Origin of the sequence: Microcoleus sp. OTE_8_concoct_300 (assembly GCF_031383065.1) — a bacterium.
In the GTDB taxonomy this organism is placed as follows: Bacteria; Cyanobacteriota; Cyanobacteriia; order Cyanobacteriales; family Microcoleaceae; genus Microcoleus.
This window is the reverse complement of record NZ_JANMZH010000757.1, coordinates 1-6,437: the sequence shown is the minus strand read 5'-3', so window position 1 is coordinate 6,437 and position 6,437 is coordinate 1. Positions and strand designations below refer to the sequence as shown.

General features: G+C 46.0%; 4 protein-coding genes. 3 read left to right on the top strand and 1 reads right to left on the bottom strand.

Translation table 11 applies throughout. The features are described 5' to 3' along the window. Nucleotides 1-89 precede the first annotated feature (89 nt). The 3 genes from ACUVJL_RS33845 to ACUVJL_RS33835 all read left to right on the top strand — a co-directional run bounded on the left by ACUVJL_RS33845 (nt 90) and on the right by ACUVJL_RS33835 (nt 4,771). Complete coding sequence (locus ACUVJL_RS33845; protein ID WP_445249834.1) at nt 90-617, top strand: zinc ribbon domain-containing protein; 528 nt, start codon at nt 90-92, stop codon at nt 615-617. A 131-nt stretch (nt 618-748) separates the two neighbouring features. Beyond that, nucleotides 749-3,760, top strand: a complete 3,012-nt coding sequence (locus ACUVJL_RS33840) for an EAL domain-containing protein (RefSeq protein WP_445249833.1) — start codon at nt 749-751, stop codon at nt 3,758-3,760. Nucleotides 3,761-4,054: 294 nt separating this feature from the next. Continuing rightward, nucleotides 4,055-4,771, top strand: a complete 717-nt coding sequence (locus tag ACUVJL_RS33835) for a Uma2 family endonuclease (RefSeq protein ID WP_445249832.1) — start codon at nt 4,055-4,057, stop codon at nt 4,769-4,771. A gap of 59 nt (nt 4,772-4,830) precedes the next feature. Here the strand turns inward: ACUVJL_RS33835 and ACUVJL_RS33830 are convergent, their stop codons facing one another. Beyond that, on the bottom strand, nt 4,831-6,285 hold the full coding sequence (locus ACUVJL_RS33830) for a DUF1802 family protein (protein ID WP_445249831.1): 1,455 nt from the start codon (nt 6,283-6,285) through the stop codon (nt 4,831-4,833). Nucleotides 6,286-6,437 lie beyond the last annotated feature (152 nt).

The window sequence follows — 6,437 nt, the reverse complement described above, 5'->3', positions numbered from 1 at the left end:
CTGGATGCTCATGCTCTTTTAATACTTGTTGAAGAGTTTCCTTTGTTTCGGAACTTAGAAAGTTTTTAGCAGGCATTCACTTTTTCTGAATATCATTATGTTATATTATACCAATATGCGTTTTAAATGCACAACAGCTTAAACATCAGATAGGTACAGTAATTTTTGGCTGGAATCAAGGACAAAGACAAAAAGCAACACTTGGGAAAACGACTCAATCTTTTGTTCAAATCCCCACTGCGAAACTCAAGCAAAGAGTTAAGCAATTGTGCGAGTATCATGGCATTGAGTTTGTTGAAGCAGAGGAATCCTATACCAGCAAAGCTAGTTTCCTAGACGGTGATTTTTTGCCTACTTTCGGCGCAAAACCTGAAGGGTGGACACCAAGCGGGAAACGAGTCAAGCGCGGTATGTATCGCACTGGTACAGGAAAATTCATCAACGCTGATTTGAATGGAGCCGCAAACATTCTCAAAAAAGTAGAGACACAATTAGGCTTGTGCCTAGTCAAGGTCTGTAGGCAAGTTTTGACCCTTGCTACCAGATTTCGCATCTGGGAAACCAAAACTAAAAAGTGGAAGGAAGTGGCTTTAGCCCGAACTGTAGCAACAGTTTAGAATCCCTGTGGCTTTAGCCCAGGGAGAGGTCAATTAAATACCAATATAGAATTTACGTGGCGCGAACCCTGAAAAACGCTAAAGTAAGAAGCAACTCGGAAATTGTAAAGGTTTGCTTGAAAGTTCGGCTGATGGGAGATCGGGAGAACCAGTCAATTTCTAATTTAGGTGAAGTGGGGAGTGCCGGCGATCGCCATTCTGCATCAGAAGCACTGTGGCTGCGCGATCGAGCCTTGGCAGCTACTAGCAGTGGCATTGTGATTGCTGACGCCAATGCACCCGATTGTCCCATAATTTATTGCAATCCGGCCTTTGAACGGATTACAGGTTACTGTGCCAGTGAAATCTTGGGGCGCAATTGCCGATTTTTGCAAGGCCCCGATACAGATCGAACTACCGTAGCTAAGATCCGCGAGGCCTTGCGCCAAGGTCGAGAAATCCAGACAACAATCAAAAATTACCGCAAAGACGGCACTCCTTTTTGGACAAAATTGTCGCTATCTCCCGTGCGAGACAACAACGCTAATTTGACTCACTTCGTAGGAGTTCAGTCGGACTTGTCCGAAGGCATATGTGAAGTGCAGGAAGCATTGCAGCAAGCTAACGACCAACTGCAAACGATTTTGGAAGCCGTTCCGGGAACAGTATCTTGGATCAGCTCGGATTTGCGCTATTTGGGGGTTAACCAGCACTTAGCCAAACTGCACGGTTTGCCGCAGTCGGCTTTTGTCGGTCAAGATATCGGTTTTCTGGGCGCTAGCTCGGATTTTAACTCTTTTGTGGTGGAGTTTTTTGCCGGCGACGCTACGGAAACGGTTAAAGAACTCAGCGCTCTGGTGCAAACCGACGGCGGACAGTCGGCGGGATGCTATTTGATTGTGGCTAAAAAGTACGATCAGGGCAAAGCAGCTTGTATGGTAGGGATAGACATTACCGAGCGCAAGCGGGCAGAAGAAGCTCTGGTGCTGACTCGCAAGGCGGTGGAAAGTTCGAGCGACGCGATCGGCATCAGCGATGCCAACGGCACTCACATCTATCAAAATCAAGCGTTTTCTCAGCTATTTGAATGGGAAACCGCCGAGCAATTTAAGCTAGCCGGAGGTATATCGGCAGTTTTTGCTGACCCCGCAGTCGCACGCGAGGTACTCGACACGATCGCCCAGGGTTATTCTTGGTCAGGTGAAATTACCAACCGCACTAAAAGCGGCCAAATTTTGCAAGTGCTGCTGCGGGCCGATGCTATTAAAGACCGTACAGGGAAAATTGTCGGTCTGATTTACATGAATACCGATATTACCGATCGCAAGCGCACGGAACAAGAGCTGCGGCAAAGCGAGAAGCGCTTTCGATCGTTGATTGAAAATGCTAGAGACATTATTGTGATTCTCGATGAGAAAGGCTTTTGCCGCTATGTCTCTCCTTCCCAAGAGCGGATTTTGGGCTACCCGACGGCGGAAGTGCTCGGCCGGTCTGTATTTGACTTGATTCACCCTGACGAATTGCCGATGGTGGATCAAGTGTTCAAAGGTGTCATCCAAATGCCGAGAGTTAGCCTGGGATTGGCGGAATACCGAGTGCAGCACAAGGACGGTTCCTGGTGCGTGTTAGAAGCGGTGGCGACGAATTTGCTCGAGGAACCTTCGGTGCGGGGAATTGTGGTCAACTGTCACGACGTGACTGAGCGCAAGGTGGCTGAAGACCAATTGTTGCACGATGCTTTGCACGATGCGCTGACGGAGTTGCCGAACCGCGCTTTGTTGACTGACAGGTTGGGGCAAGCTTTTGCCCGCGCGCAACGGCATCCCAGCTATCAGTTTGCGGTGCTGTTTCTGGATTTGGACAGGTTTAAGGTGATTAATGATAGCCAGGGACACCGCACCGGCGATCGGCTGTTGGTGGCTGTGGCGCGCCGTCTCTTGACTTGTTTGCGGCCTGGTGATACGGCGGCGCGTCTGGGGGGAGATGAGTTTGTGATTTTGCTGGAGGAAATTAATGGTGTTGATGAGGCGATCGCCCAAGCAAAGGAAATTCTCAAGGCGATCGAACGACCGCTTTATTTGGAAGGTAATAAAGTTTTAATTACTGCTAGCATCGGCATTGCTTTGAATACCGACAAATATCAGTGGCCAGGAGATATTTTGCGCGATGCTGATATTGCGATGTACCGCGCCAAAGCTCTCGGTAAAGCTCGCTACGAGGTGTTTACGAGTTCGATGCACACTCGGGCTGTGGCTTTGATGAACTTGGAAAACGATTTGCGGGAGTCGGTTGAAGAGCTGAATTTGAAATATTCGATAGTAAATTTGGCAGGTGAGGCGGTGGACGAAAACTCGCCGCTGGGCGAAATAGATCGGGAGTTAGAGCGTCCGAAATTGCAATTGGATACTTTTAAATTGGAATGTCCTTTTACTGTTTATTATCAGCCGATCGTTTGTTTGAAAACCGGCTCAGTTATCGGATTTGAGTCGCTGGTGCGTTGGATGCACCCGGAACGGGGTTTAGTTTCCCCGATGGAATTTATTGCGATGGCGGAGGAAACTGGGTTAATTATGCCTTTGGGCTTGTGGGTTTTGAACGAAAGCTGCCGCCAAATTATCAAGTGGCAGAGTTTGAATTTACCTGTGGGAAATTCGCGATTGACAGTAGCAGTAAATCTTTCCGGGAGGCAGTTTTCGGAACCCGAGTCGATCGAGCAAATTAAGCAAGTTTTGCAGGAAACGGGTGTTGACACTCGCTGTTTGAAGTTGGAGATTACTGAGACTGTGGTGATGGAAGATGGGGAAGCGGCGGCGGCGATGCTTTCGCAGTTGAGAGACTTGGGGATTGAGCTGTGCATTGATGATTTCGGCACTGGTTATTCGTCTCTGAGTTATTTGCACAAGTTCCCGATTAATATTTTGAAGGTCGATCGCTCTTTTGTCAGCCGCGTCGGAGAAAGAGGTGAAAATTTGGAAATCGTGCGGGCGATCGTCATGCTGGCCCGCAGTTTGGGGATGGAGGTAGTGGCAGAAGGTGTCGAAACCGCCGTCCAATTGGCTCAAATGCGGGCGATCGGCTGCGAGTACGGTCAGGGGTACTTTTTCTCTAAACCTCTCGACAGTGAGGCAGCTACAGCCTTATTACGCCGATCGCCCAAATGGTGAACTGAACCAGATATTTAGTTTGTATCTTGAAAAATATTAAAACTCTGGCGGGGTGCGGTTATTGGAGAGTCACACGATTTTAGATTTTAGATTGAAGAAAGCGACTCCACTGATAAATCCGAGGGCTTGCGATCGGGATTCGGAGTTTTTTTTCCGCTCCACAAATGAATCCGAGGGCCCCGAACTAAATTGCTTGATTGTCAATAAGGGCGATCGATCTTTTCGTAATCAATGCCTTGAGTGTTAAAATTACAATTTAGTATAATAGCAAACTATCGAGATAGGTAAAAATATATGTCTCAATCTGTTGTGCCAGCAGTCGAAGAACAAAAGCTCGATACTTCGCCCACATTAACTTTTGAAGAATACAGAGTTTATCAAAGCAAGGACGATGTAAAATACGAACTGTACAAAGGCAAATTAATACCGATGGCAACGGCTAGCGCATTACATACAAGCATCTGCGAATTTTGGGTTTACAAATTGCAGCGTTACCTAGCTGAACATAATCTGGATTTAGTCGTAAAAACTTCTGTGGGAGTCAGAACAGAAGATGCTACATCCCGCATTCCCGATGTAGTTGTTTGCACAGAAAGTTTGTGGCAACAAGTTCTTGCTAGACCCGGTTCTGGCATCTTAGACTTGAGCGAAACACCTTTATTTGTAGTAGAAGTAGTGAGCCAAGATCGGCGAGCAGATTATGTACTTAAACGAACAGAATACGAACAGGCTAACGTGCCGGAATATGTGATTGTTGATCCGACACAAAACAGACAGCGGGTGCGAGTTATGGCATTTCCCGAAGGTGATGACGTTTATACACAGGTAGATTACTTGCCGGGTGAGGAAATGGAATCTGTAGTATTTCCCAATCTGAGATTATCAGTCAATGAAATTTTAGCTCCGCCATTGGTGGAAGGGTTAATTAAGGCAGAACAAGCTCAATTGCAGAAGGCTGAAAGATTGGCTGCGAGGTTACGGGAATTGGGCGTAGATCCTGAGGCTGTGTAGGAAATTGGATGAAGTACGTGAAGCGAAGCTATCCCGAAGGGAATCGCCCTTGACGTATCTCAATCATCTAGTGGCAAGTCGCGCAGGAAATAAAAGCGATCGCGCCCTAAATTCTCGGCTTTAATTCGCCCTGCATAACCTGTCAGCGGAGAAGAAAGTTCTACTAACATTTCGTGCAACTCTTTGCGGGACAACTTCTTGGGTGGGTTAGACATTGAATACGCACCGCTAAGAGCATCGACACTTGCTCGTTCATGACCAGTATTTTCCTGATACGTTTTCAGAATATTCAGAAGATGCGATCGCACTTTAACTTCTTGTTCAACTTGCTCAATATATTTAGCCACTTCATCATCAGATTGTCCCGGTTTTAAGTATTGTTTCAGTTTAAATAAGTCTACCGAGTTAGGATAGTTGCTTTGAAGTTTAACCATTTTTTCAAGCGTTTCAGGGTGCATAATTGCCATACCGTGTATTTGGGCTGCATCCATAAGTTGAGTAGTTGGAACGCCAGGGCTAATAATCAACTTAGTTGCTTTTGCGAGTATTTCTTTATCTTTGAGCCGTAGCGTTCCTAAATTCAGCAATTGAACTGCTGTATCATTAGGGATTTTTTTATCGGCTTTGCACTCCCCAACTAAGGGGTAAGGTTTTGAGCATAATAAATCTAAGCCACCAGCACCACCTTTGTGAGCATAATCTATGGTAAACCCCAAAAACTCAAGGCTATCGCGCACTACAATTTCAAAGTCTGTTCCTGCTTGATAGTTGCTTTTGTCTGTATCTAGTTCTTTGGTGCGATTTCCCAAAGCTGCTATGGTATTTATCCAAGATAAATCCGGTTTGATTAGTTTTACAGGCTTATCGCTACTCCAACCTAGAAATATTTTGATTTCTGCGTCTAGTTGTTTGGCTTTTGGGTTGGTGGTGGATAAATGCACTAATGCACTTTGTAACTCTTCCAATTCTGGATGTTCAGGAGGCTCTAGTTTTTCCAGCTTTTGACGGCGTTTAGCAAAGATAGACTCGCTCAACACTGGCGTTGAATCAGTAACATTTAGGGATTTTGGCAAAGGTACAAAATTGCCGCTGGGATGCACTGGCATTTCCAGCGGCTGAGGCAGCAAATAAACCCGCAGGTAAGCTACAAAAATAAAAGGACGCTGCTGGAGAATTTGCTGTAATGCCTCTGTTTTCCAGACTGTTAACCGCGACAAAGCCTCTAAGGATTCAGACTCATTTACCATTTGGCACAATTCGCACCTAGCCCAAGCTTTGATCGAAACTTTATCTGAATCTAACTCAGCAAGTGCCTTTTGAGCAGCGGGTAAAAAGCTCGATCGATAATATTGATCGCAAGGCAAATCACCTGAAACATTGCCAGGATAGAGTGCATATTGTTCTCCCGGCTCAAACGTTCGCCAAACTATGGCTGCAATCGTTCGCCCTTGAATTAAAGCTTCTACGTCTGGGGCAGACAAACGGATAGCCCTGTCAATGTTGACTAGCGACATGAGAGTATTTGTGCCAATATGAAATTGATAGTTTATGAAGCCTTAATTAAATTGGCTGAGTAAATTATCGCACGACTTATCTAATTCTTCGGACTCCGATAAGTCATCCATAATAGACTCCGCTACAGTTACGGGTTCATCTTCAATCAGAT

Bases quoted from the DNA above. Each gene is read 5' to 3' on its own strand.
- ACUVJL_RS33840 (WP_445249833.1), top strand. From the start codon at position 749: ATGGGAGATCGGGAGAACCAGTCAATTTCTAATTTAGGTGAAGTGGGG.
- ACUVJL_RS33835 (WP_445249832.1), top strand. From the start codon at position 4,055: ATGTCTCAATCTGTTGTGCCAGCAGTCGAAGAACAAAAGCTCGATACT.
- ACUVJL_RS33830 (WP_445249831.1), bottom strand. From the start codon at position 6,285: ATGTCGCTAGTCAACATTGACAGGGCTATCCGTTTGTCTGCCCCAGAC.